21 protein-coding genes are annotated in these 22,395 nt (G+C 63.9%); 6 read left to right on the forward strand and 15 right to left on the reverse strand.

Going from position 1 to position 22,395, the window contains the following annotated elements; translation table 11 throughout:
- The first annotated feature begins 21 nt into the window (after positions 1–21).
- Positions 22–495: a hypothetical protein gene (locus CH294_RS23530; RefSeq protein WP_037151522.1), complete on the forward strand. Its 474-nt coding sequence runs from the start codon at positions 22–24 to the stop codon at positions 493–495.
- A gap of 6 nt (positions 496–501) precedes the next feature.
- Here the strand turns inward: CH294_RS23530 and zwf are convergent, their stop codons facing one another.
- The 3 genes from zwf to CH294_RS23545 form a co-directional block, all read right to left on the reverse strand.
- Positions 502–1,956: a glucose-6-phosphate dehydrogenase gene (gene zwf, locus CH294_RS23535; RefSeq protein WP_032403260.1), complete on the reverse strand. Its 1,455-nt coding sequence runs from the start codon at positions 1,954–1,956 to the stop codon at positions 502–504.
- 64 nt (positions 1,957–2,020) lie between these two features.
- On the reverse strand, positions 2,021–3,229 hold the full coding sequence (locus CH294_RS23540; protein ID WP_037151519.1) for a crosslink repair DNA glycosylase YcaQ family protein: 1,209 nt from the start codon (positions 3,227–3,229) through the stop codon (positions 2,021–2,023).
- Positions 3,230–3,377: 148 nt separating this feature from the next.
- Positions 3,378–4,748, reverse strand: a complete 1,371-nt coding sequence (locus tag CH294_RS23545; protein ID WP_037151515.1) for an OFA family MFS transporter — start codon at positions 4,746–4,748, stop codon at positions 3,378–3,380.
- Between the two features lie 153 nt (positions 4,749–4,901).
- Here CH294_RS23545 and CH294_RS23550 point away from each other — a divergent pair, with 153 nt between their 5' ends.
- On the forward strand, positions 4,902–5,354 hold the full coding sequence (locus tag CH294_RS23550) for a hypothetical protein (RefSeq protein ID WP_094739210.1): 453 nt from the start codon (positions 4,902–4,904) through the stop codon (positions 5,352–5,354).
- A gap of 1 nt (position 5,355) precedes the next feature.
- Here the strand turns inward: CH294_RS23550 and CH294_RS23555 are convergent, their stop codons facing one another.
- The 4 genes from CH294_RS23555 to dapB are packed head-to-tail and all read right to left on the reverse strand — an operon-like array spanning position 5,356 to position 7,965.
- Positions 5,356–6,261: an alpha/beta hydrolase gene (locus tag CH294_RS23555; protein WP_094739211.1), complete on the reverse strand. Its 906-nt coding sequence runs from the start codon at positions 6,259–6,261 to the stop codon at positions 5,356–5,358.
- 16 nt (positions 6,262–6,277) lie between these two features.
- Positions 6,278–6,730, reverse strand: coding sequence for an NAD(P)H-dependent oxidoreductase (locus CH294_RS23560; protein WP_032403256.1), 453 nt, complete (start codon positions 6,728–6,730; stop codon positions 6,278–6,280).
- A gap of 6 nt (positions 6,731–6,736) precedes the next feature.
- On the reverse strand, positions 6,737–7,156 hold the full coding sequence (locus tag CH294_RS23565) for a hypothetical protein (protein ID WP_052058497.1): 420 nt from the start codon (positions 7,154–7,156) through the stop codon (positions 6,737–6,739).
- 50 nt (positions 7,157–7,206) lie between these two features.
- A complete protein-coding gene (gene dapB, locus CH294_RS23570) occupies positions 7,207–7,965 on the reverse strand; it encodes a 4-hydroxy-tetrahydrodipicolinate reductase (protein WP_032403254.1) in 759 nt (252 codons plus the stop codon).
- Positions 7,966–8,059: 94 nt separating this feature from the next.
- Between dapB and CH294_RS23575 the strand changes: the two genes are divergently transcribed.
- Positions 8,060–8,848, forward strand: coding sequence for an ATP-binding cassette domain-containing protein (locus tag CH294_RS23575; RefSeq protein WP_032403623.1), 789 nt, complete (start codon positions 8,060–8,062; stop codon positions 8,846–8,848).
- A gap of 3 nt (positions 8,849–8,851) precedes the next feature.
- Here the strand turns inward: CH294_RS23575 and CH294_RS23580 are convergent, their stop codons facing one another.
- From CH294_RS23580 to CH294_RS23610, 7 genes are all read right to left on the reverse strand, one after another.
- The gene (locus CH294_RS23580) at positions 8,852–9,958 is read right to left on the reverse strand and encodes an alcohol dehydrogenase catalytic domain-containing protein (RefSeq protein WP_094704990.1); all 1,107 of its coding nucleotides are present in this window, start codon (positions 9,956–9,958) and stop codon (positions 8,852–8,854) included.
- A gap of 83 nt (positions 9,959–10,041) precedes the next feature.
- A complete protein-coding gene (locus CH294_RS23585) occupies positions 10,042–12,720 on the reverse strand; it encodes a glucosidase (protein ID WP_230592481.1) in 2,679 nt (892 codons plus the stop codon).
- Between the two features lie 24 nt (positions 12,721–12,744).
- Positions 12,745–14,586 carry a putative nucleotidyltransferase substrate binding domain-containing protein gene (locus CH294_RS23590; RefSeq protein WP_080734421.1) on the reverse strand — a complete coding sequence of 614 codons (1,842 nt, stop codon included), beginning with the start codon at positions 14,584–14,586 and terminating at the stop codon, positions 12,745–12,747.
- A gap of 70 nt (positions 14,587–14,656) precedes the next feature.
- Entirely contained in the window at positions 14,657–16,204 is a 1,548-nt protein-coding gene (locus CH294_RS23595; RefSeq protein ID WP_037151502.1) for a GMC family oxidoreductase N-terminal domain-containing protein, read from the reverse strand.
- 12 nt (positions 16,205–16,216) lie between these two features.
- The gene (locus CH294_RS23600) at positions 16,217–17,728 is read right to left on the reverse strand and encodes an amino acid permease (RefSeq protein ID WP_032403250.1); all 1,512 of its coding nucleotides are present in this window, start codon (positions 17,726–17,728) and stop codon (positions 16,217–16,219) included.
- A 24-nt stretch (positions 17,729–17,752) separates the two neighbouring features.
- Complete coding sequence (locus tag CH294_RS23605) at positions 17,753–19,279, reverse strand: aldehyde dehydrogenase family protein (RefSeq protein ID WP_052058485.1); 1,527 nt, start codon at positions 19,277–19,279, stop codon at positions 17,753–17,755.
- A 50-nt stretch (positions 19,280–19,329) separates the two neighbouring features.
- Entirely contained in the window at positions 19,330–19,845 is a 516-nt protein-coding gene (locus tag CH294_RS23610; RefSeq protein WP_094610512.1) for a DinB family protein, read from the reverse strand.
- A 96-nt stretch (positions 19,846–19,941) separates the two neighbouring features.
- On the opposite strand from CH294_RS23610, the gene CH294_RS23615 reads away from it, so the two are divergent.
- On the forward strand, positions 19,942–20,196 hold the full coding sequence (locus CH294_RS23615; RefSeq protein ID WP_032398387.1) for a hypothetical protein: 255 nt from the start codon (positions 19,942–19,944) through the stop codon (positions 20,194–20,196).
- A 127-nt stretch (positions 20,197–20,323) separates the two neighbouring features.
- The gene (locus tag CH294_RS23620; RefSeq protein WP_094610514.1) at positions 20,324–21,247 is read left to right on the forward strand and encodes a YdcF family protein; all 924 of its coding nucleotides are present in this window, start codon (positions 20,324–20,326) and stop codon (positions 21,245–21,247) included.
- Here the strand turns inward: CH294_RS23620 and CH294_RS23625 are convergent.
- Positions 21,241–21,834: a TetR/AcrR family transcriptional regulator gene (locus CH294_RS23625; RefSeq protein WP_032403248.1), complete on the reverse strand. Its 594-nt coding sequence runs from the start codon at positions 21,832–21,834 to the stop codon at positions 21,241–21,243. The genes CH294_RS23620 and CH294_RS23625 overlap by 7 nt on opposite strands.
- 77 nt (positions 21,835–21,911) lie before the next feature.
- Here CH294_RS23625 and CH294_RS23630 point away from each other — a divergent pair, with 77 nt between their 5' ends.
- Complete coding sequence (locus CH294_RS23630) at positions 21,912–22,391, forward strand: DUF4188 domain-containing protein (protein WP_094618595.1); 480 nt, start codon at positions 21,912–21,914, stop codon at positions 22,389–22,391.
- Positions 22,392–22,395: the final 4 nt, after the last annotated feature.

Below are 22,395 nucleotides of genomic sequence, written 5' to 3' on the forward strand. Positions count from 1 at the left end.
CAATGACGTCACACTGGCGTCATGGAATTGGACAAGTACACCCAGTCGCTACGCACCGATCTTCTTGCGGCTGCCGCCCTGGGAGACGAACACACCCGGCAGACGGCGGAGGCACTCGGAAAGACCGCGGAGGCCTCGGCCAGATTGATGTTGCTCACCGCGCTGTCGGATTTCGCGGCCGAGGTGTCGAACGAACTGGACGGTCACACCGTCACCGTCCGCCTCGACGGCCCCCGGGCGCACGCCGATGTACGACGCGACATTCCGATTGTGGACATGGGCGTAACCGACGCACCCGAAGCCGAGGACTACCCGACGATGGACGACGTCTCCGGCGAAGTACGACGAGTGACGCTTCGGCTGGTCGAACAGATCAAGGAACGCGCCGAGGATGCCGCCAACAACAGCGGTGTATCTCTCAATTCGTGGTTGTCGCAAGCGGTTCAGGGCGCTCTGCGTGATCAGATGCGCAAGGATCGCGGCTGGAACAACTGAGGGGCGCTACTTCTTCTCGCGCCACTCCCGCTCGAACGGGAGCCGCCAGGCGTGCGGCGCGATGAGTTGATGAATTGCGTTGGGGCCCCACGATCCCGGCGAGTACAGGCGCACCGGAGGTGGATCCGCCAGCAACGGCTCCGATACCTGCCACAGTCGTTCGATGCCCTCGGCAGTGGTGAAGAGTGTGTGGTCTCCGTACATGGCGTCGAGGATCAACCGCTCGTAGGCCTCGAGTACGTCGCCGGCGCGTTCGGTTTCGTGAATGGCGAACTGCATGCTGAGTTTGTCCAGGCGCATCCCGGGCCCGGGCCGCTTGCCGTAGAACGACAGCGAAACCTTGGATGCGTCCGCCAGGTCGAAGGTCAGATGATCCGGGCCTTGAGCGCCGACCCCGGACCCGGCAGGGAACATGCTCTTCGGTGGCTCGCGGAACGCTATCGAGATGATGCGTTGGCCTTCGGCGAGACGTTTCCCGCTACGGAGGTAGAACGGCACACCGGCCCAGCGCCAGTTGTCGATTTCGCATTTGAGTGCCACGAACGTGTCCGTGTCGGAATCGGGCGCTACGCCTTCCTCCGATCGATATCCCGTATACTGCCCTCTCACAACGTTTTTCGGGTCCAGCGGCACCATCGATCGGAAGACCTTGTTCTTCTCTTCACTGATCGCGCGGGGCTCGAGTGCCGTCGGCGGTTCCATCGCCATGAAGGCCAGGACCTGGAACAGATGGGTGACCACCATGTCCTTGTACGCGCCGGTGGACTCGTAGAACCCTGCTCGACCGTCGAGGGCGAGCTTCTCCGGTATGTCGATCTGCACGTGATCGATGAAGTTGCGGTTCCAGATCGGCTCGAACAACCCGTTGGCGAAACGAAACGCCAGGATGTTCTGCGCCGGTTCCTTCCCGAGAAAGTGGTCGATCCGAAAGATCTGGTCCTCGTCGAACGTTTCGTGCACCCGTGCATTCAAGGCGATCGCGCTCTCGAGGTCGGTGCCGAACGGCTTCTCCATGATGATCCGGGAACGCTTCACCAGATCTGCCGATGCGAGCGTATCGACCACTGCGAGTGCAGCTCTCGGTGGAACGGACAGGTAGTGCAGCCGTTTGGCGCTTCCTCCCAGTTCGATCTCGGCCTCGGCCACAGCCTCTCCCAGCGCCGCCGGTCCTGCCTTCTGCGACACGTAGGTCAGTCGCGAGGCAAAACGACTCCATTGCTCGTCGCCCACTTTGCGACTCGAGTGGGTGTTGATCGATTCGCGAGCGAGAGCGCGGAATTCGTCGGTCGACATCTCTTCGAGCGATGTGCCGACGACGCGGATGTTCGGTGCGAGCTCCGACAATGCCAGGTGCATCATTCCGGACAGGAGTTTTCGCTTGGCCAGGTCTCCTGTCGCCCCGAACAGCACGACGACCTGGGGTGGAAGTTCGGTGGCGGTATCTGTCCGGCGCGAAGTCACAGTGGAAATAGTGGCACCGATCCTGCCGACGTGCACTTCGGCAGAACGCGCACGTCGGCAGAATTCAGCGCAACGCTGCCACGAGGTCGCCGCGCTCCCCCACCACCACTCGTTCGAGTTCGAGCCAGTCTGCCATCTCGCGGAGAACGTCCCGCAGTCGTGGAGCAATGTCGCGGGCGTCGCGGTCCCCCTCGACGTAGGCCGCAATGACGTGCAGTTCGGATTGCGCTCGCACCGCTTTCAGGTCGACGCGTGCCACCAAGTGGCCGTCGAGCAAGAAGGGAAAAACGTAGTAGCCGTGAATCCGCTTGTGCTGCGGGGTGTAGATCTCGATGCGGTAGTGAAACCCGAAGATCCGCTCCACCCGAGGCCTGAAGAAGATCATCGGATCGAACGGGCACAACAGGGCGGCCGCGGTTGCGGTTCGCGGTGTTCTGGCGTCTCGATGCATGTAGGCCTGCGCATTCCACCCTCGGACCGACACCTGCTCGAGAACGCCGTCCTCGACCAGGTCGGCGATCGCGGCCTTGGACTGCTTCTGGGAGAGCCGATAGTAATCTCGCAGATCCGGCTCGGTACCGATTCCCAGTGCGCGAGAAGACTTTTCGATCAGCGCCCGGACCGCATCCGATTCTTCGACGCGCCTGTGCAGCACGGCTTCGGGAAGCACCCGTTCGCTGAGTTCGTACTGCCGAACGAATCCGGAACGTGCCGGCACGCTCACCACGCCGGCAGCGAAGAGTTGCTCGCAGACGACCTTGACGTCGCTTCGATCCCACCAGGGACCTTTTCGCCCGGGCCTCTCGACGTCGAGATGCTTCTCTATTTCACCCGCGCTGGCCGCGCCGTGCTCTCCGATCACGGCGAGAACATCGTCCACCAACGTCGGTTCACGGTCGAGAATGCGGGCGGCTCCGCCCCATCGACCGTGTCGATACAACTCCATGCGCCACCGCATCAACGGCCAGTCCTCCACCGGCAGCAACGCCGCCTCGTGCGCCCAGTACTCGACCAACCGCCTGGGGCGTCGGGTGGTGTCGGTCCACGCGGCGTCGTCGACGATCTTTCTGTCGTAGGCGCCGACGCGGCTGAACACCGGCGCGTAGTGCGCGCGCACCACCACCGACACCGAGTCGATCTGCAACAACCCGGTGGTGTCGATCGCGGCGTGTACTGCCGCTCGGCCGGCCGGTGCGCTCCTGCTACGACGCGAAGCCAGACCTTGTGCGGCCAAAGCAGTGCGTCGCGCCATCGCAGCGCTCATGTCTCGCATCGGGCCACCCTGTCACGACCCACCGACACGGTGGGTCAGGTGCTGAAGAGGTTCTTCGCTTTGAGGATCAGCTCGTACAGTCCGTAGGCGAACGGCACGGACACCCACAACCATGCGATCACCATCGTTCCCTGCATTCGCGCGGTGGTCATGCCTTGGCTCCTGTCGAGGTCGTCGAATCGGCGGGTGCAGCCGGATCGGATTCGTGGAATTTCGACGCCACCGGTTTGATGGCTTCGTTCGCCAGGAACCCGACGACCAACAATCCGATCATCACGTAGAAGGCCGGGAGGTACCGGCCGGTGGTTCCCGACTCTCCGGCGTCGGCGATGGCGTTGACGATCAATGGCCCGAGAACACCTGCCACCGACCATGCGGTGAGCAGTCGTCCGTGGATTGCGCCCACCTGGTACGTGCCGAAAAGGTCCTTGAGGTAGGCCGGAACGGTTGCGAATCCCGCGCCGTAGAACGACAGGATCAACAGTGCCGACACCATGAAGAGGATCTTGTTCGTATTGGTGAACAGTGCGATGTACAGGTAGAGCAACGCGCCGACGCCCAAGTACATCCGGTAGATGTTCTTGCGGCCCACCGCATCGGAGACCGACGACCAGACGAACCGTCCGATCATGTTCGTCAACGAGAGGAAGGCAACGAAACCGGCTGCCGCAGCAGCCAGAGACTCCGGCGAGGTGGCGTCGGGAAAGAAGTCCTGATAAATACCCGAGCCTCGCTCGAGGATTCCGATACCGGCAGTGACGTTGAAACACAGCACAACCCACAACAACCAGAACTGCGGAGTCTTGACAGCGTTCGCGGCCGACACGTTGTGCGTGGAAATCATCGCCGACGACGCCGGCGGGGTCCATCCGGCCGGTGTCCATCCTTCGGCCGGCACTCTGATCAACGCGACGCCCAGCGCCATGAACACCGCGTACCCGACGCCGAGCGTAAGGAACGTCTTGGCTATCGAACCGTCGGTGAAGCCGCCGAAGTTCACCATCAGTTGACTGGTGAGGGGTGACGCGATGAGTGCACCGCCGCCGAAGCCCATGATGGCGATACCGGTGGCCATTCCCGGCCTGTCCGGGAACCACTTCATCAGCGTCGACACGGGCGAGATGTATCCGATTCCGAGGCCGATACCGCCGACGAACCCGTACCCGAATATCACCAGCCAGAACTGGCCGAGTGCCATGCCGAGTGCGGAGATGAGCAGTCCGGATACGAAAAAGACCAGAGAGACGGCCATCGCCCAGCGGGGACCGTTCTTCTCCACTCTGGTCCCGAAGATGGCGGCCGACAGGCCGAGCATCACGATGGCGAGCTGGAACGGAATAGCAGTGACGGTTCCGCTGAGTCCCAGGGCGTCGGGCTGCGAGATGGCGTTCTTGAACACGCTCCATGCGTACGCAGACCCGATCGCGAGGTGGATCGACAGTGCTGCCGGCGGTATCAACCAGCGACTCCACTCGGGCGTAGCAACGATTCTGGAGCGGTCGAGAATGGGGAGGGTCATCGAAATCCCTTGGTATCGAGAGCGGTACAAATATCAACTATCCCCTGCAGTCAAACACGGGCACAGCCCTGCCTGCTCACAATCGGACATAGTTTCTTCACCGAACTCACTACATCGCGCCGGGCATCCTCGGGGCCGCGTAATCTAGGGACAGTGGATATCGAACGGTGGCGTAGCAGATTGCCGGTGAAGCGAGCCTCGGACGGCGAGGTGATCGGGTGGACTGTCGCACACAGCTCGAGTGGATCGACTCCGCGCGACGAACACGACGAGGGGTACCTGGTCGATGCCGTCAATCCGGTGGGAATCACTGTTGCGCAGGGTGTGTCGTTGGAGGACGCGATTGCCGCCCTGGAAGAACGCGGACTGGCGTCACTGTCGTTGCCGCACTGGACAAAAGCTCCGCTGCCTCTGCAGCTCGAGACCGATCTCCTCACGCCGCAGGATGATTGGCAGTGGCGTCGGGTATTGATGACGCAACTCGACGACAACCGAGTGTGGATCAGACCCGCGTACCCGAGTTGGCCGGAACGACTTCTGGAGATTCCGCTGTCGATCCCGGCCGACGACGTTCTGCGACCCCAGTCCCCCGCCGATTCCGACTGAGTCAGTAGCTCTTCAGAACGGACCTCAGCGCATCTGCCAGCTGCGTCAGCCCGGGTTCCTCCACGGGCAGATGACCACATCCGTCGAGCATCACGATCTCGGTGTCTGCGCGGACGCGTTGCAGGAATCGGATACTGACCTGCGGCGGCGTCCATCGATCCTCGGCAGGATGGGTCAGCAAGACCGATGGGCCGTCGTACTCTTCGGGCCGGGTGTGCGCGTAACCGAAGAAGTCGGCGAGAAAGCCGACTGGAACCGCGACCCCTCCACCCTTGGGGTCTCCAGCGCACAGATTCGACAGTTCGGAATTCAGACTCATGTTCGCCATGTCGGCCATCCACCTGACGGGAACACGAATCCGACCCGCCACCGATGACACCGCCCGCAGCAGCTGAGGTGCGGGTCCGCCGAGGATGTCGAACCGTGCCGCCGCCCGGCGGGCGACCGGATCGCCGGGGTCGAGCAGACATGTGGCGATCACCTTGTCCACCAAACCCGTTCGATGTGCAACCTCGTAGGCGAGCATGCCGCCCATGCTGGCACCGAACAGGATCAACGGGCGGTCGTCGATCGACTTCTCCGCGACGACGAGGTCGCAGAGAAGATCGAGCCAGCCTCCGTAGCGCACCGACGATGGATCAGGGACGACGGTGTCTCCGTACAAGGGCAGGTCAGGACACATCACTTCGAATCCCTCACGGGCTGCAATCGCGGCGTACGGCCACAACAGACCCGAGTAGCCGCCCGCTCCGTGCAGAGCCAGCACTCGGACATTCGATTCGGGTCTGACTGCGCGCGCCACATGAACAGTCGTGTCGCGCCACGTCCAGTACGTCGACTCGGGACCGCCGGTGGACGCTCCCTGATACGCCGTGGGTAGAAATCGGCCGTATCGGTCGAAATCCATGATCGGATCGTAACCCTCAGTCGGACAGTCCGGCCGAGACCGTGCCGCCCAGTTCGTAGCAGCGCTCGCGAGCCGCCTTACCCCCGTCGGCGAGGTGGAGGGTGCCGAACACCTTCTCCAATCCCCAGCCCGACGCGATGGTCTCGACGCCGCGTGCAGCACCCACGGTGTCGTTGTTGCCGTGAATCCATGCGCCATAGGGCTTTCCGGCGACGGCGTCCAGGCACGGGTAGTAGACGGTGTCGAAGAAGTGCTTGAGCGCCCCGCTCATGTATCCGAAATTGGCGGGTGTGCCGAAGAGGAAACCGTCGGCATCGAGCACATCCGGAACGGTTGCCCCCAGGGCCGGAACGCTGCGTACGTCCACCCCGGTGATCTCGGGATCACGCGCACCGGCGAGAACGGCCTCCAACAACTCGCGGGTGAGCGGGCTCGGAGTGTGATGAACGACCAGCAGAGTGCGCGGCATCGACCGTCAGCTCTCTGCGCGTTCCAGTGCCACCGCGCGTTTCATGGTCTCGCGAGCTCGCCCACGATCGCCCGCATAGTCGTAGGCCCGCGCAAGCCGGTACGAGCTTCGCCAGTTGTCGGGATCCTTTTCCCACTCGGCCTTGATCTGCTGGAACAGCTCGTCGGCGGCATCGCGTTCGATTCGTCCCGACGGCATCCGAGGAAGGTCGTCGACGTCGAGTTCGAGGCCTTCCTCCCGCATACGTGATGCCAGCCGCTGATGGTCGAAGCCCGCTTTGAGCGTCGCCCACACGATCCACAACCCGACGATCGGCAGGAGGATGACCCCGATCCCCAGAGCGATACTGGCTACCCCGCCGTTCTGGATCAGCGTCACTCCGCGCTGGCCGAGCAGGAAGAAGTAGAAGCCGAGGATCAGCACCATCACCGCGATGATGGCGACGACTTTGGTCGCTTTGTTCACAGTCGATCAGCTCACAGATCCAGTAGCGGGTCGAGGCCGACAGTCAGCCCCGGTCGGGCTGCGATCTCTCGGACTCCGAGGAGCACGCCCGGAGCGAACGACGTTCGGTCCAACGAGTCGTGTCGGATACTCAGCGTCTCGCCCTGTGTCCCCAGCAGAACCTCTTGATGCGCAACGAGTCCCGCGAGCCTGATCGAATGCACACGCACTCCGTCGACATCCGCACCGCGTGCGCCGTCCAGTTCGGTCGTCGTCGCATCGGGGCTGGGCGCAGTGCCTGCGGCGGCGCGTGCTTCGGCGATCAGCGCAGCAGTGCGATACGCCGTGCCCGACGGCGCGTCGGCCTTGTTGGGGTGATGCAGTTCGATCACCTCGACCGAGTCGAAGAACCGAGCGGCCTGCTGAGCGAAGCGCATCGACAACACTGCACCGATGGCGAAGTTGGGGGCGATCAGCACTCCCGTTTCCGGTGATCCGGCCAGCCATTCACGGACTTGTTCGAGCCGCGGCTCGTCGAAACCGGTGGTGCCGACTACGGCATGGATGCCGTGCTCGATCAGGAACTGTAGGTTGTCCATCACCACATCGGGGTGGGTGAAATCCACGACCACCTGGGCACCGCTGTCTACCAGGTTCGCCAGCGGATCGCCTTGGTCGACGGTTGCCACGAGCTCGAGGTCGTCGGCTGCCTCGACGGCTGCGCAAATAGCCTGCCCGACCTTGCCTCGCGATCCCAGTACCCCTACTCGAACAGGTGCCGTTGCACTCACGTCGTACCCACACTCGTTTCTTCGTCGTCTCGAGGCCCTACCGACCTCAGAGCCTACTTTCCCCGTGGTCCGCACCGGCAGCTACGGTCGTCCGGTGACGTCCACTGTTCTGTTCGCCGACCGAGTCGATCTGGTTCGCGGGGGCCGATACCTGCTCAGCGACGCAACGATGAGGGTCGACGAGGGCGAGCACTGGGTGTTGCTCGGTGCAAACGGTGCCGGCAAGAGCACCCTGCTCAGCTTGCTGGGTGCCGTCGTCCATCCCACCCACGGTGCCGTGCACGTTCTGGGTCATCGCCTCGGCCGGGTGGACATGCGGGAATTGCGCACGCACATCGGCCACGTCGATCCACGGCTGAGGATCGACGCTCCGCTGACGTTGTTCCAGGTGGTGCTGACCGGGCTGACCAACACTCCCGACCTGATCCCGAGGTGGTCGGCCACCGAGAACGAGATCGCCCGCGCTCACCGGCTGATCGAGTCCCTCGGTGTCGCCCATCGCACCGAGGCGTCATGGCACACGCTCTCGCAGGGAGAACGTGGCCGAGCGCTCATTGCGCGCGCCCTGCTCCCCGACCCTGCCGTGTTGCTGCTCGACGAACCCGCCACCGGACTCGATCTCGCTGCCCGCGAACAACTCCTGAGTGCGCTCGATTCGCTGCGGGCCGAGCACCCGAACCTGGCGAGCATCCTGGTGACGCACCACCTCGAGGAAATTCCGGTCTCGACCACGCACGCGCTCTTGGTCCGCAACGGAAAAGTACAGGCGCAAGGGTCTGTCGACACTGTGCTGACCACAGAGAACATCAGTGTCTGTTTCGATCATCCCATCGAGATCTCGAAGCAACGTGGCCGTTGGGTGGCCACGGCCTCGCAGAGCTGATGCTCAGTCGAAGACGATGACCTGACGGATCGCGTTACCGTCGGCCAATTCGTCCATGCCGCGGTTGATCTCGTCCAACGTGATACGCGAGGAGATCAGCTTCTCGACGGGAAGCCGACCCTCACGCCACATCTGGGCGTACGTGGGAATATCGCGCGCCGGGACGGCGGAGCCCAGGTAGCTGCCGATGATCGTGCGCGCTTCCGCCACCAGGCCCAACGGCGAGATGGACGACCGTGCGTCGGGTGCGGGAAGTCCGACGGTGATGGTCTTTCCCCCGGGAGCGGTTGCTGCGACTGCAGTCTCGAAGGCGCGGGCATTACCTGCAGCCTCGATCACGATGTCGGCCTTGATGCCTTTCTCTGCAAGCTCGGCGGGCGAGTAGACCTGTGTCGCACCGAGATCGGTCGCGGTGGACAGCTTGTCCGGCACGCCGTCGACACCGATCACCTCACCGGCACCGACCGATACAGCCGTCAGGACCGCCGCCATGCCCACTCCGCCGAGGCCGACCACCATCACCGACTGCCCGGGCTTCGGAGTTCCGGCGTTGAGCACCGCCCCGCCGCCGGTCAATACCGCACAACCGAGGACGGCGGCGATATCGGCCGGGATGTCGTCCTCGACCGGAACCACGGACTTTCGACTCACCACTGCGTGGGTGGCGAATCCGGAGACTCCGAGGTGATGCTTGACCTCTTCCCCGTCCCGGTGCAATTTGATGCCGCCGCCGAGCAATGTCCCGGCATTGTTCGACGCACTGCCGGTGATGCACGGCATCTGGCCGTCGGTGGCGCACCCGGCGCACTCACCACAGCGCGGCAGGAAGGTCATCACCACGCGGGTCCCGACTGCGATGTCGTCGACGCCCGCGCCCACTTCCTCGACGCGGCCCGCGGCCTCGTGGCCGAGCAGCATCGGGACCGGACGAACGCGATTGCCGTCGACCACCGACAGGTCCGAGTGGCACAGCCCCGCGGCTTCGATTCTGATCAGCAGTTCACCGTCGCCCGGCGAGCCGAGCTCGAGGTCGGAGACGGTAATGGGATGCGAGTCCGCGAAGGGACGAGATCGGCCGATTTCTTCGAGTACTGCGCCGCGAATCTTCATCCCGCCAGACTATGCGGCTGCGCCGCATGTGAGTGGAACTTCGTAGTGGGCTACGAGTTTCCGTGCACATGGGCCGTAGGCCCTCACAGCGGCAAACGTGGCCTGAGCAGGTGCGCAACCAGCGCCGTCCACCCGGTTTGGTGCGTTGCCCCGAGTCCCTCGCCGGTGTCCCCGTCGAAGTACTCGTTGAAACTGGGATGCTCGCTCCACAGTGGGTCGGCACTGGACTCGATGCGATTGCCGTCGGCAGGCCGCTTGCCGTCCACCGGCCGGAACAGGCCGGCGAGACCGTTGTCGATCAAATCCGCCGCGTCGGTGAGGGTGCGATGGTTGCCCGAGCCGGTGGGGATCTCGATGGTGAACGAGTCGCCGTAGTACCGGCCGTAGGCGCGAAGCTTGTCGGCCAGCAGCACGTTGACGGGGAACCACACCGGACCTCGCCAATTGGAATTGCCGCCGAACATTCCGGTGCGAGACTCCCCCGGTTCGTACTCGATGGACAGGCTGCGGCCGTCGACGTCGAACGTGACCGGTTCGCGGTACGAGGCCGAGAGCGATCGAATTCCGAACTGCGACAGAAACTCTTCGGAATCGAACATGCGCGCGAGTATTCGCTTCAGCCGCTCGGGCTGGACGAGCGTGAGCAACATTCGCACCTCACCGCCCTCACGCCGCGCCAACAGCGGACTGACCATCTCGGGTCGCCGACGCTGGATCCACCGAAGGCGGGCGGTGAGATCGGGGCATTCTTCCTCGACCCACGGCGGAATCTCGGTGGCACCGAGGATGGGCAGCAGACCGACCATGGACCGGACGCGCATCGGCACCGCGTCGCCCTCGGGCTGGACGAGGACGTCGTAGAAGAACCCGTCCTCCTCGTGCCACAACGAAATATGCTGCGAACCGAACGAATTGACCGCTTTCGCAATCGAGAGGAAGTGCGAGAAGAACTTGGTTGCGACGTCGTCCCAGGCGCTGTCGTGCCGCGCGAGCTCCAGGGCGATCTTGAACATCTGCTGGCAGTAGAACGCCATCCAACTCGTCGCGTCGGACTGCTCGAGTCGGAACCCCGGGGGCAGCGGTGCGGATCGGTTGAACAATCCGATGTTGTCCATTCCGAGGAATCCACCCTCGAAGATGTTCGACCCCTCGGAGTCCTTGCGGTTGACCCACCAGGCGAAGTTGAGCAGCAGCTTGGTGAACACCCGAACCAGAAATTCGCGGTCGCGATAACCGTCGATGCGGTAGACGTGCCACGCAGCCCACGCATGCACGGGTGGATTGACGTCGCCGAACTCCCATTCGTACGCGGGCAGTTGACCGTTGGGGTGCATGGCCCATTCTCGGCACATCAGAACCAACTGTTCCTTGGCGAAATCGGCGTCCACGTGCGCCAGCGGAATCGCATGAAAGGCCAAGTCCCAGGCCGCGAACCAGGGGTACTCCCACTCGTCGGGCATCGAAATCACATCGGCCAGCGCGAGGTGCCGCCAGTGCGCATTACGACCGCCCGGGTCCTGCCTCGATCCCGGGGCCGGTGCCCCCACCTTGTCGCCTTCGATCCATTCTTCGACGTCGTACCGGTAGAGCTGCTTCGTCCACAACAGTCCGGCGTAGGCGCGCCGTGCCACGTGCCGGTCGGTGTCGGTGAGCTCGGCACCGATCACTGCGCCGTAGAACTCGTCCGCCTCCACTCGGCGATCGATGTTGACCGCGTCGAATCCGGTCCCGAACGTCTGCTCGTCCGGCCGGTTGGGCGACAGGCGCAGTTTCACCGATTCCGTTGCCCCGGGCGCGATGTCGTCGAACCGATACCAGAATGCAGCCTTCGTTCCGGTCTGCTCGGGGTTGACGGCATCGACGTCGCCGTCGACGACTCGCCGCCCGATCCCATCCTTGGGATAGGCCGACAGGTTCTCCTGGCCCCACAGCGCCTCCGCGTTGGTTTCGTTGTCGCAGAACAGAACTGCAGGCGTGCCCTCGGCGCTGAGGTAGTAGCGTCCTAGAAACCCGTGGTCGACGGCAATGGCCTCGAGGCCGCCGGCCAGCAGGTCCGGTGGGGTCAACCGATCCAGGACACCGCCCCGGTCGTCGCGTCCCCAGGACCACGTGTTGCGCAACCACAGGTGCGGCAGCAGATCGACCGACGCCGACTCGGGGCCGTTGTTGGTGATGGAAATGGTGATGCAGATGTCGTCGGGTGAGGCCTTCGCGTACGTGACCTGGACGTCGAAGAATCTGTTCTCGTCGAGAATGCCGGTGTCGGCCAACTCGTACTCGCGGTCGTCACGGCCGCGTCGGGCATTCTCTTCCCTCAGTTGGGCATAGGGATATTCCGCGTGCGGATAGCGGTAGAGCCACTGCATCCAGCTGTGCGTCGGTGTTCCGTCGACCGCCCAGAAGTACTCCTTGACGTCCTCGCCATGATTGCCCTCCTCGTTGGCCAGACCGAACAGCCGTTCCTTGAGAATCGGATCTTTGCGATTCCACAGCGCGAACGAAAAATTGAGGAACCCGAAGCGATCGCAGATTCCGCCGATGCCGTCCTCACCCCAGCGGTAGGCCCGCTTGTGCGCCTGATCGAACGGGAACGACGCCCAGGCGTTTCCGTCCTCCGAGTAGTCCTCGCGCACCGTGCCCCACTGCCGTCCTGCCAGGTACGGCCCCCACTGACGCCACGGGCCGCTGACGCCGGGTGATTCCGCCAACCGAGAGTGCTCGACGGTGGACGGGGTAGGAACGCTCACGGGATTGGTGGTCACGGCACACAGTCTGGTGGTTGGCGGTCAGCGATGCACGCCGACATTGGCGGCCAGATATCCGACCCGGCGTTGCACCGCGGCAATCTCTCGGACTCCGTCGGTGAGCAGACTGCGCTCCAGGGGTGACAGATCGGCCATGACCAGCACGTCACCGGGCCGGTGGCCGGCGGTGATCTGATCGATCTGATGCGCAAGCCGTAAGCGTTGAAGCAGGGCGAACACTTCGGTGAGCACCGATACGTCGTCGTCGGAAAGCATTCCGTTGCCCGACGCTGCCGCGAGTCGTGCCGGGGTCGAGGCGGAGGCCATGCCGACCGAGAGCCCACCCCAGCGAGCGAGGTTGACGATGGGGGTCAAAGCGTGAGCCTTGAGGTCGAATGTGCCGCCGCGCCGGGCCAGCACGTCTCGCAACGAGCGCAGCCGGGCCCGACCCGCCAACGCGTCTCGCAGTTGCAACCGCAATGCGTCCGGGTGATCGACCAGAAGTCGGCGGTAGGCCTCGGGAACGGTGTGCAGTGTCCTCGGGCCCCACACCACTCTTCCGTCGATCATCAGTGAGGACATGATCAGGCCGGAGTCTTCTGCCGGATTGCCACGGTCACCGAAGGGGTTGCTGAGCCAGTGAGCTGCGGCCCTTTCCCACTGCCCGGCCGAGCGTGCGAATCGGGGCGAACTCGCGACCGCGCCGTTGGTGTCCGACGGCAGTCCGGCACCGTCCAGGCTCACGTGCACGCGGGCGGCCAAGTCCATCAGCGCCTCGTCGCGGGTTCGCGGCACCGTGTTCGATGTCCCCCGCGTGCCGGGGTCCGCGGTGGTGTCGGACCAGGTCAATGCACTGTCGACGTCCGAGGACGGCATGGCTTCCCGACGCGCCACACTGCCGAGGGTGATCCAGGCGAACCGGTCGCGCGGCACTTCCGGCCGCGCCGACCATTCGATCTCGACGGCACGGCGGACGAGGCTGTCGACCACGACGGACAGGATCGCGCTGACCGCCATGGCGTCGGTGCCGCCTCGGAACAGATCCACCACCAAGCGCGGGACGAGCTTTCCTGCGTCGGCGAGTTCGGCGGTGGTCGCTGCGGACGTCACTGCCCGGCGGACCACGAAGCTACGCCGGGTGGACGCAGCATGCAGATCGGAATCCTCGACGACACCGAGAACTTCGCCCCGATCGGACAGCACGGGCATGTGCCGCAGCCCCAGCTCGAGCATGTCCATCAGGACGGTGCCGGCAAGTCGGTCCGCCGTGACGGTCTCGGCGGGCGACGTCATCACCTTCTCGATGGGAGTATCGACGCCGATCCCGGCGGCCACCACGCGAACTCGGAGGTCTCGATCGGTGAAGATGCCGTGGCGCGACCCTCGCAGCGGAACAAGGACATACGAGCTGCCCTGCTCGGTCATGTGCCGGACGGCATCTCGAACAGTAGTACCGGCGGAGGTGAACACCGCAGGCGCAGAGACCAATTCACCGACGGTCCGGCCGGCGCTGCCCTCCACCGGTCCCCCACGGTATGCAGAAGAGGAGTTGACGGCATCGGCCAGGAACGCCAGACCGGTGGGCGTTGCGAACAACGGCCGAACCAGCGCACCGGGCAACTGCAGAACGACACTCGGTTCGGTAGCGCGCGCACAGAATTCGACGGTGCCACCCGAGAGCAGCGCCGAGAATCCGAATACCCCACCGGGACCTATCGTGTCGATGGGAACGTCGGTGCGCGAGGTGTCGTCCGGGTGCGTGATCACCACACGCCCGGTACGCACCACCCACACGGTGTCGGCATCGGCCGAGGCATCCATCGGTGAACGGTCCACAACCCATGCACCACTGCCGTACTCGCGTTCGACGGCTGCTGCGGCCATCTCGGCCAGCACAACCGGCGGCGCGCCCTGGAACGGTGGATACCTGCCGAGGAAGTCGGCCAGCGCCGATCTATCCTCCACGGATCAGGTCGGCGCACTTCTCCGCCATCGTCATCACCGTGATGTTGGGATTGACGTAGGGCAGCTTCGGCATCGCCGACGCGTCGACGACGCGCAGACGCGAAATTCCCTTGACGCGAAGCTCCGGATCGAGAACGGCCATGGCGTCGTCCACCGATCCCATCCGAGCAGTTCCGGCCGGGTGATAGACCGTGTTGTGCGTCTTGTGCACGTAGTCGAGCAGGTCCTCGTCGGTCACGGCCTCGGGCCCGGGGGCGAGTTCGCGTTCGATCCATTCCGACAGTGGACCGTCTGCGGCAATAGAACGGGCCAGTTTCAGACCGGCAAGCATCACGGCGTCGTCGTGGCCGTCCGGGTCGGTGAAGTAGCGCGGATCCACCTTTGCCCGATCACGAAAGTCTCTGCTGCGCAATCGAACCGTGCCACGCGAGCGCCCCTGGGTCACGTTGGGCGTAAGACAGAAGCCGTTGTCGGTGGTCGGATAGCCCCAGCGGAGGGTGTTCATGTCGAACGGAACACTGCCGTAATGCATCATGACGTCGGGATAGTTCAGCGACGAGTCGGTCTGCGCGAACACCCCGATTTCCCACCACTGCGAGGATGTGGTGACCATCGGCTTGGACGCCTCCCAGAACACCAGTCCTTCGACGTGGTCGTCGAGGTTCTCGCCCACTCCGGGTGAATCGACCCGAACGGTGATTCCCATCTCCTGCAGCTGTGCCGCCGGTCCGATTCCGGAGAGCATCAACAACTTCGGCGTGTCGATGGCACCGGCGGTGACGATCACCTCGCGACGCGCCGAGACGGTGTCGTAGCCGGTCAGGTCGGGACGTTGGTACCGCACACCCGTCGCGGTCAGTGAATCGTCGATCAGAATCTCGCTGATCCAGCAGTCGGTGCGCACCTCGAGGTTGGGCCGCGATCCGATGATCGGGTGCAGGTACGCATGCGAGGTCGACATACGCGAGCCGTCCTCACCCGCATTGATCTGAAACCAACCCGCACCGTTGAGTACAGGCGTTCCGCGGTTGAATGCGACCGTGGGAAGACCTATCCCGGCGGCCGATTCGAGCACTGCCGCACCGCACGGATCGTTCGGTGGCACGTCGCGTATCCGCACGGGCCCGTCGTGACCGCGGCCGGTGTCGTTGTTCTCCACGCGCGCGACGAACGGAAGGATGTCCGACGCGCCCCAGCCCGTCGCACCGGCCGCGGCCCAATCGTCGAGGGTTTCCGCAGGCGGGTGAAAGGCGATGCAGGAGTTGTGCGACGAGCAACCGCCGAGCACTTTTGCCCGCGCGTGCCGCATGAAGCTGTTGCCGCGCTCCTGCGGTTCGACGGGATAGTCCCAGTCGTAGCCGGAGTCGAGCAGATGCATCCACTCCGCCAATTCGAGAATTGCCTTGTCGCCGACGTCGGTCGGACCTGCTTCGACGAGGCAGACACTGACGGAGGGGTCCTCACTCAGCCGCGCAGCGAGGACACACCCCGCCGTCCCGCCACCTGCGACGACGTAATCGAACTGGGTGTCTGTCACTGCACGCTCCTTCTAGTTGCCCGTGGAGGCATGTGATTTCAGAGTGCCGATGTGCTTGCGCCCCTTGATTGCGTACCACAACAGGCCGACGCCCAGGATGCCGCCGATGTAGACGAATGCGCCGAACGTGTTGTACCAGGGGGTTCCGTACACGGCTTCGCGCGGCCACGCGAGGTTGATCGCCATCCCTGCGCCCCACACCACTGCCGCGATGTTGACCGGCAGGCCCCACCTGCCCATCGTGAAGTACCCGCCGGGCTTCAGATCTGCCGGCGGCCACTCACCCTTCACTCGTTTGACCAACAGCGGCCCGGTCACCATCAGATACGCGAGGTAGATCATGATGATCGCGATCGAGGTCAGGACCGTGAAGATCTGCGGCTGACCGATGTTGACGACGAGAATGACGATGGCCAGCACGCCGATGGTCACCGCGGGCACCACCGGGGTCTGGGTCTTCGGATTCACCTTGGCCAGACTCTCGCCGAAGGGCAACGCGTTGTCTCGCGCCATGGCGAACGTGAGCCGGATCGCCGCGGTGTGCACGGCCAGTGAGCAGACGAAGACGGCAATGACGATGCAGATGAGGAAGACGGTGCCCAGCGGGCCCCACATCACCGATTCGACGATGGACTGCAGGCTGCCGTCGGGGCTGCCGAGGGAAGGATCGTTCAGGTCCGGCGCGGCCATGACGGCGAACACCAGGATGGCTCCGCCGATGACGAACGAGGCGAGGATGGCGCGCAAGATCGCTTTGGGGGCGGTGCGCCGAGGTTCGACGGTTTCCTCGCCGAGCGAGCTCGCGGTGTCGAATCCGTACATGACGTAACCCGACGCCAGCGACGCGACCAGGAAGGCACCGAGGTAACCGCCGCTCTCACCGGCACCGTAGCCGTTGGAGGAGAAGAACACCTCGGGCCCCCGAGTGATGTTGGCGGCGAGCAGGATCGCGATGAGGACGGCCGCAATGAGTTCGATGAACACACCCGCACTGTTGATCATCGCCATCAGCCGAACGCCGAGCGCGTTGATCGTGGTGGTGATCGCAATCAGAATCGCACCGAGCAGCACTGCGTTGGCCGCGAAGTCGGTGTCGCCCGAGCCGTCACCGATGATCTGGAACCCGCTCCAGATACGTGGCAGATTCAGCTGCAGAGCGAGGGCAACGGCGGCCAGTGTCACGATCGATGCCGTGAGCATCAACCAGCCCGCCGACCAACCGACGATCCTGCGGCCCAACAGCTTCGCCCAGTTGTACACCGATCCCGCCACCGGATACTTCGCGGCCAACTCCATGAAGCACAGTGCTACGCAGAGTTGGCCCACGAAGACTGCAGGCCATGACCACAGGTACGCCGGACCGGCGGTGCCGAAACCGAAGTAGAACAGCTGGAACGTGCCGGTGAGGATCGAGATGTAGCTGACGCCGGCGGCGAAGCTGGCGAATTTCCCGAGACTGCGGTCGAGCGATTCCTTGTACCCGAAATCGTCCATTCCGCTCGAGCTGTCGTTCAGTAATGCCATGTTCCTGGCCTTTCCCATCGTGCACTATCGGGTACCGAACCACCCCGCCGCTGTAGGTGAGGTGTTGTGCCAAATATGCTTCGCTTCTTGATATTCGGACATACCGGACGGACCGAGTTCACGGCCGTTCCCGGACTGTTTGAAGCCGCCCCATTCCGCGCCCGCCGTGTAGACACCGAAATCGTTGAGCCACACCGTTCCATGGCGCAGCCCACGCACCATTCTTTCGCCTCGCGCGGCGTCGGACGTCCGAACTCCTGCAGCGAGACCGTAATTCGTATCGTTGCCCAGCAGCAGCGCTTCGGCCTCGGTGTCGAAGCGCTCCACAGTGAGTATGGGCCCGAATGTCTCCTCCTGCACGATATTCATGGACCGATCGCAATGATCGAAAATCGTGGGCAGAAAATAGCTACCCTTCTCCAGAGCGGGATCGTCCGGTTTCGTTCCACCGATGACCAGCGTTGCACCCTCTTCGATGCCACCCGCGACGAATCCTTCGATCTTCTCGCGTTGCGCCTGCGACACGAGCGGTCCGGTCTCGCTGGCCGGGTCCATACCCGGACCCATCACGATGGTCTTCGCGCGCTCTGCCACGGCGGCCACGAAACGGTCGGCTACCGATTCCTCGACGATCAGTCGTGTTCCGGCCGAACACACCTGACCGGAATGCAGAAACACCCCGGTCAGCACGTTGTCGACCGAGTCGGCGAACGACTGCTCGTCGGCCACCGCGTCGGCGAACACGATGTGTGGATTCTTACCGCCGAGTTCGACGGCTACCTTGGTGACGTTCTCGGCGGCAGCGGCCAGGATATGTCTGCCTGTCGCCAGCCCACCGGTGAAGGAAATGAAATCGACGTCACGGTTTCGGGTGAGCGCATCTCCGAGAACCGCGCCGCTCCCCTGCAGCAGATTGACCACACCCGCAGGTACTCCTGCTTCCTCGACCAGCTTGGTGAATGCGATGGTGCTCAGTGGGGTCACTTCGCTCGGTTTGAGTACCATCGTGCAACCGGCCGCAAGCGCCGGGGCGATCTTCCACGAGATCTGCAGCAGCGGGTAGTTCCACGGTGCGATCATGACGCACACACCGATCGGCTCGTGTACCACGCGGCTGAGAATTTCGGGCCGGTCGACATCGATCAGTCGATCCGCCTGCACCACAGCGAGATCGGCATAGAAGCGGAACACCGACGTGACGTCGTCGATGTCGATCTCACTCTCGCCGAACGTCTTTCCGGTATCGAGGGTCTCGATGTGCGCCAACTTCGCCTTGTCCCGTTGGAGCAAGTCTGCGATGCGATTGAGCAGATCACTGCGCTCACCCACCGTCACCGAGCGCCACGGCCCGTCGTCGAACGCGGACCGCGCCGCTGCCACCGCGCGCAAAGCGTCGTCGGGCGTGGCCTCGTCCACGACGGCCACCGTGCTGCCGTTGGACGGATCGACGATGTCGCGGGTCCCACCGTCACCGGACCCCAGCCACTGCCCATCGACGAACAACGAGGGGCGCAATGCGGTCGGATCGAATCCTGCATCGGAGTCGGTCACTCGACACCTTCTTCCGTGTGTGGGCCTGATCGTGTGTCTACGGTATGCCCTCAGCGGCCGGTGACTCCATCGATCTGCTCGCGGATGATGTCCGCATGCCCGTTGTGCCGCGCATATTCGCCGATCATGTGCACGTAGACCATCCTCAGTGACATCGGTCCGCCTCGAAAGTCGACCGGATCCTCGAACGAGTGTCGGGCAGCGACCACGTCCGAGGCAGCACACTCGGCAGCGAATCGCGCGAAGTCCGACTCGGCACCCGATGCCGCCGCTCCCAGGAAGTCGGAGTCCTTACCCAACGCGGCGTCGTACATCGGGTCGAACGACATCGAAGCCAGTCGCTCTCGAAACCAGATGCGTTCGACCTTCGCGAGGTGACGGACGAGTCCGAGAAGGGAGACCGTCGAGTGCGAGAAAGGACGGCGCGCAAGCTGTTCGGCATCGGCACCGGCGCAGATGTTCAGCAACGTGGCTCTATGCCAGCGCAGCACTCCTTCGAGCATCGGTCTGTCGTCACCGACGAGCGGACCGTCGACGGGATCGGGCGTGGGCGCTGTGAAGGTCATGCTGCAATTGTCGAGCACTGCGGACAGACCCGCCCGAAACAAAGTGTGGAGCCCGAGGAACGACCCATTCGGACAATTCGCATTACGGTGGGGTTCATGACTATCGAAGATGTGGGCGGCAGGCGAACGGTGACGGCGGACGAGCTTCTTCTGTTGGTGGGTGATCATCTCCTCATCGAGGAGGGTGTCGCGACCGGGTTCATCGAAAGCGCCGGACAGGTTGCCGAGAACGTGGCGGTGACGGTGACCGACGGCGTCGACGGAACCACCACGACCGAGCGTGTCTTTCTTCCCGACGCCGAGGTGACCATCGAACCGGCCGATCGCGGACGCGCCCCCGTCACCCTGTGACGGCCGGATACGGCCTGCTCAGAAGTACATCGATGTAACTTCAGAAACTTGGATCACACCAGTCACACTGGTACCGAACTGAGCTAGGGTGGCGGAAACTTGTCACCGCTCAGGAGGGCTACCGACAGTGCGATCCGGCCGAGCACAACCGACGATTCGCGTTGCCGTTGTCACCTGTGCGGCTGCTCTTGCCCTCGGCACGGGCATGGGCGCGGCGATGGCTCAGCCCGACCCGTCGACCCAGGTCACAACGGTTGCAGACGCACCACGTTCCGCCGACGCGCAGCAGTACAACGATGCACAGAATGCTCTGGTCAAGGGCCGATACGACGCCGGTTTCGCTTCGCTGGATGCCGTTGCGGCCGCGGCACCGAACGATGCCAATGTGGCAGCGCTGCAGACGTTCTATGCCAACGCAACCGATGATGCCGCCGCGCGTGCGCAGCACTCGGCCCGTCTACGCACCCTGTCCCCTGGGCTCGCAGACGCTGTCGATCGAGCCATCGCCGTCATCGACGACGCCGCGACCCGGACGATCGACTTCGCGCCGACGACCGACGGACCGCGTACCGCGATCGTGGTGCTCGGTCTCGGCCTGAACAGCGACGGCAGTATGGCCCCGGAGTTGGTCGAGCGGCTGCGCTCCGCCGTCGCGGTGGCAGAGCGTTCCCCCGAGTCGCCCGTCATCGTCACCGGTGGAAATCCGCAGAGCGGCATCAGCGAGGCCGAAGCGATGAAGAAGTGGCTGATCGACAACGCGATCGCGGACGACCGCATTCATACCGAGGCCACCGCGAATTCGACGGTACAGAACGCGCAGCGCGCCACCTCGCTGGCTGCAGAGATAGGTGCTGAGAATCTCTTGCTCGCAACAACTCCCAGCCATCTTCGGCGAGCGATCTCCGATTTCGAGATCGCCGGTGCCGACGTGATCGGTGCTGCGACAGCCACTCCCGACGATCTCCCGGATCTGCCTGCGCTCGCTCCAACGGCACGGTTGGGCATGACCGTCGACGCCACCAAGATCCTCGGGATACCGCGCACCTACTGACGCGTCCACCCCCGTAGCACCGACTCCGTACCGGCGTCGAACATCGCACGACGAACCTCGTCGTCGGGGTTCGTGGGCATCGCCAACTCCAGCGACACCAACCCGTGCACGATCGCCCAGAACGAATGGCTGATCAAGTCGACCGATGCGCCGCTCATGGTGCCGGCCGCGACGGCGCGCGCTACCGCGGCCCGAAGCGGGTCCATCGCTGCGGCGGCGAGTTGCGCCTCTCCGGATACATCGACCGAACCGAGTACGCCGCCGAACATCACCGCGTACAGATGCGGGTTGTGCAGAGCCCAGTGCCGGTAGGCAACGCCGAGTTCGCGTAGATCGACCTCGGGGTCGCCGGTGACGGGCACGCTGCGCTGCACGTCACCGAAACTCGAGAACGATGCAGCGAACAGGGCCACCAGCAATTCGGCACGACCACCGAACAGCGAATAGATCGCCGTGGTCGAGGTGCCCTGCGCGGCAGCCAGCTTACGGAGAGACAGCGAGTCGACGCCGTGTTGGGCAACGCTTTCCGCCGCGGCCTCGAGTAGCCGGGTGCGTAGTTCCGCATCGTGAATTCTGGGTCTCGCCACTTGCGAAACTTACCACAACAGTGTTTTATAACAGTGTCACATAAATGTACGATCCCTCGAACAGACGGGAACACGTCATGCAACCCATCATCGACGGCCGCCGCACGGTCGACGCCGACCGCGACACCGTCACGGTCTTCCTCATCGGAATGCGCATCAACAATCCCCTTGCCGTTCGCTCCTGGCTTCCCGCGGTGCGCGCGATGCCGCGGATGCTCAGCCATCTCGAGCAGGATCCCGCCTCCGGACTGCTCGGCTACCACTCCTGGTTGGGCCGCACCACCATGCTGGTCAGCTATTGGCGCAACGCGGAAGACCTGACGCGATTCGCCTCCGATCCCGACGCACCTCATGCGCCCGCCTGGCGCGCCTTCAACCGATCGGTCGCTGCGACCGGCCATGTCGGGGTATGGCACGAAACCTATACGGCAACAGCACAGAACAGTGAATCGATCTACGTCAACATGCCGTCGTTCGGCCTCGCTGGAGCCATCGGTGGAATCCCGATCGGCACAGGCTCACACACCTGGAAGCAGCGAATGAAGTCCGCGCAGTAGGCCC

Source organism: Rhodococcus sp. 14-2483-1-1 (genome assembly GCF_002259335.1).
In the GTDB taxonomy this organism is placed as follows: domain Bacteria; phylum Actinomycetota; class Actinomycetes; order Mycobacteriales; family Mycobacteriaceae; genus Rhodococcoides.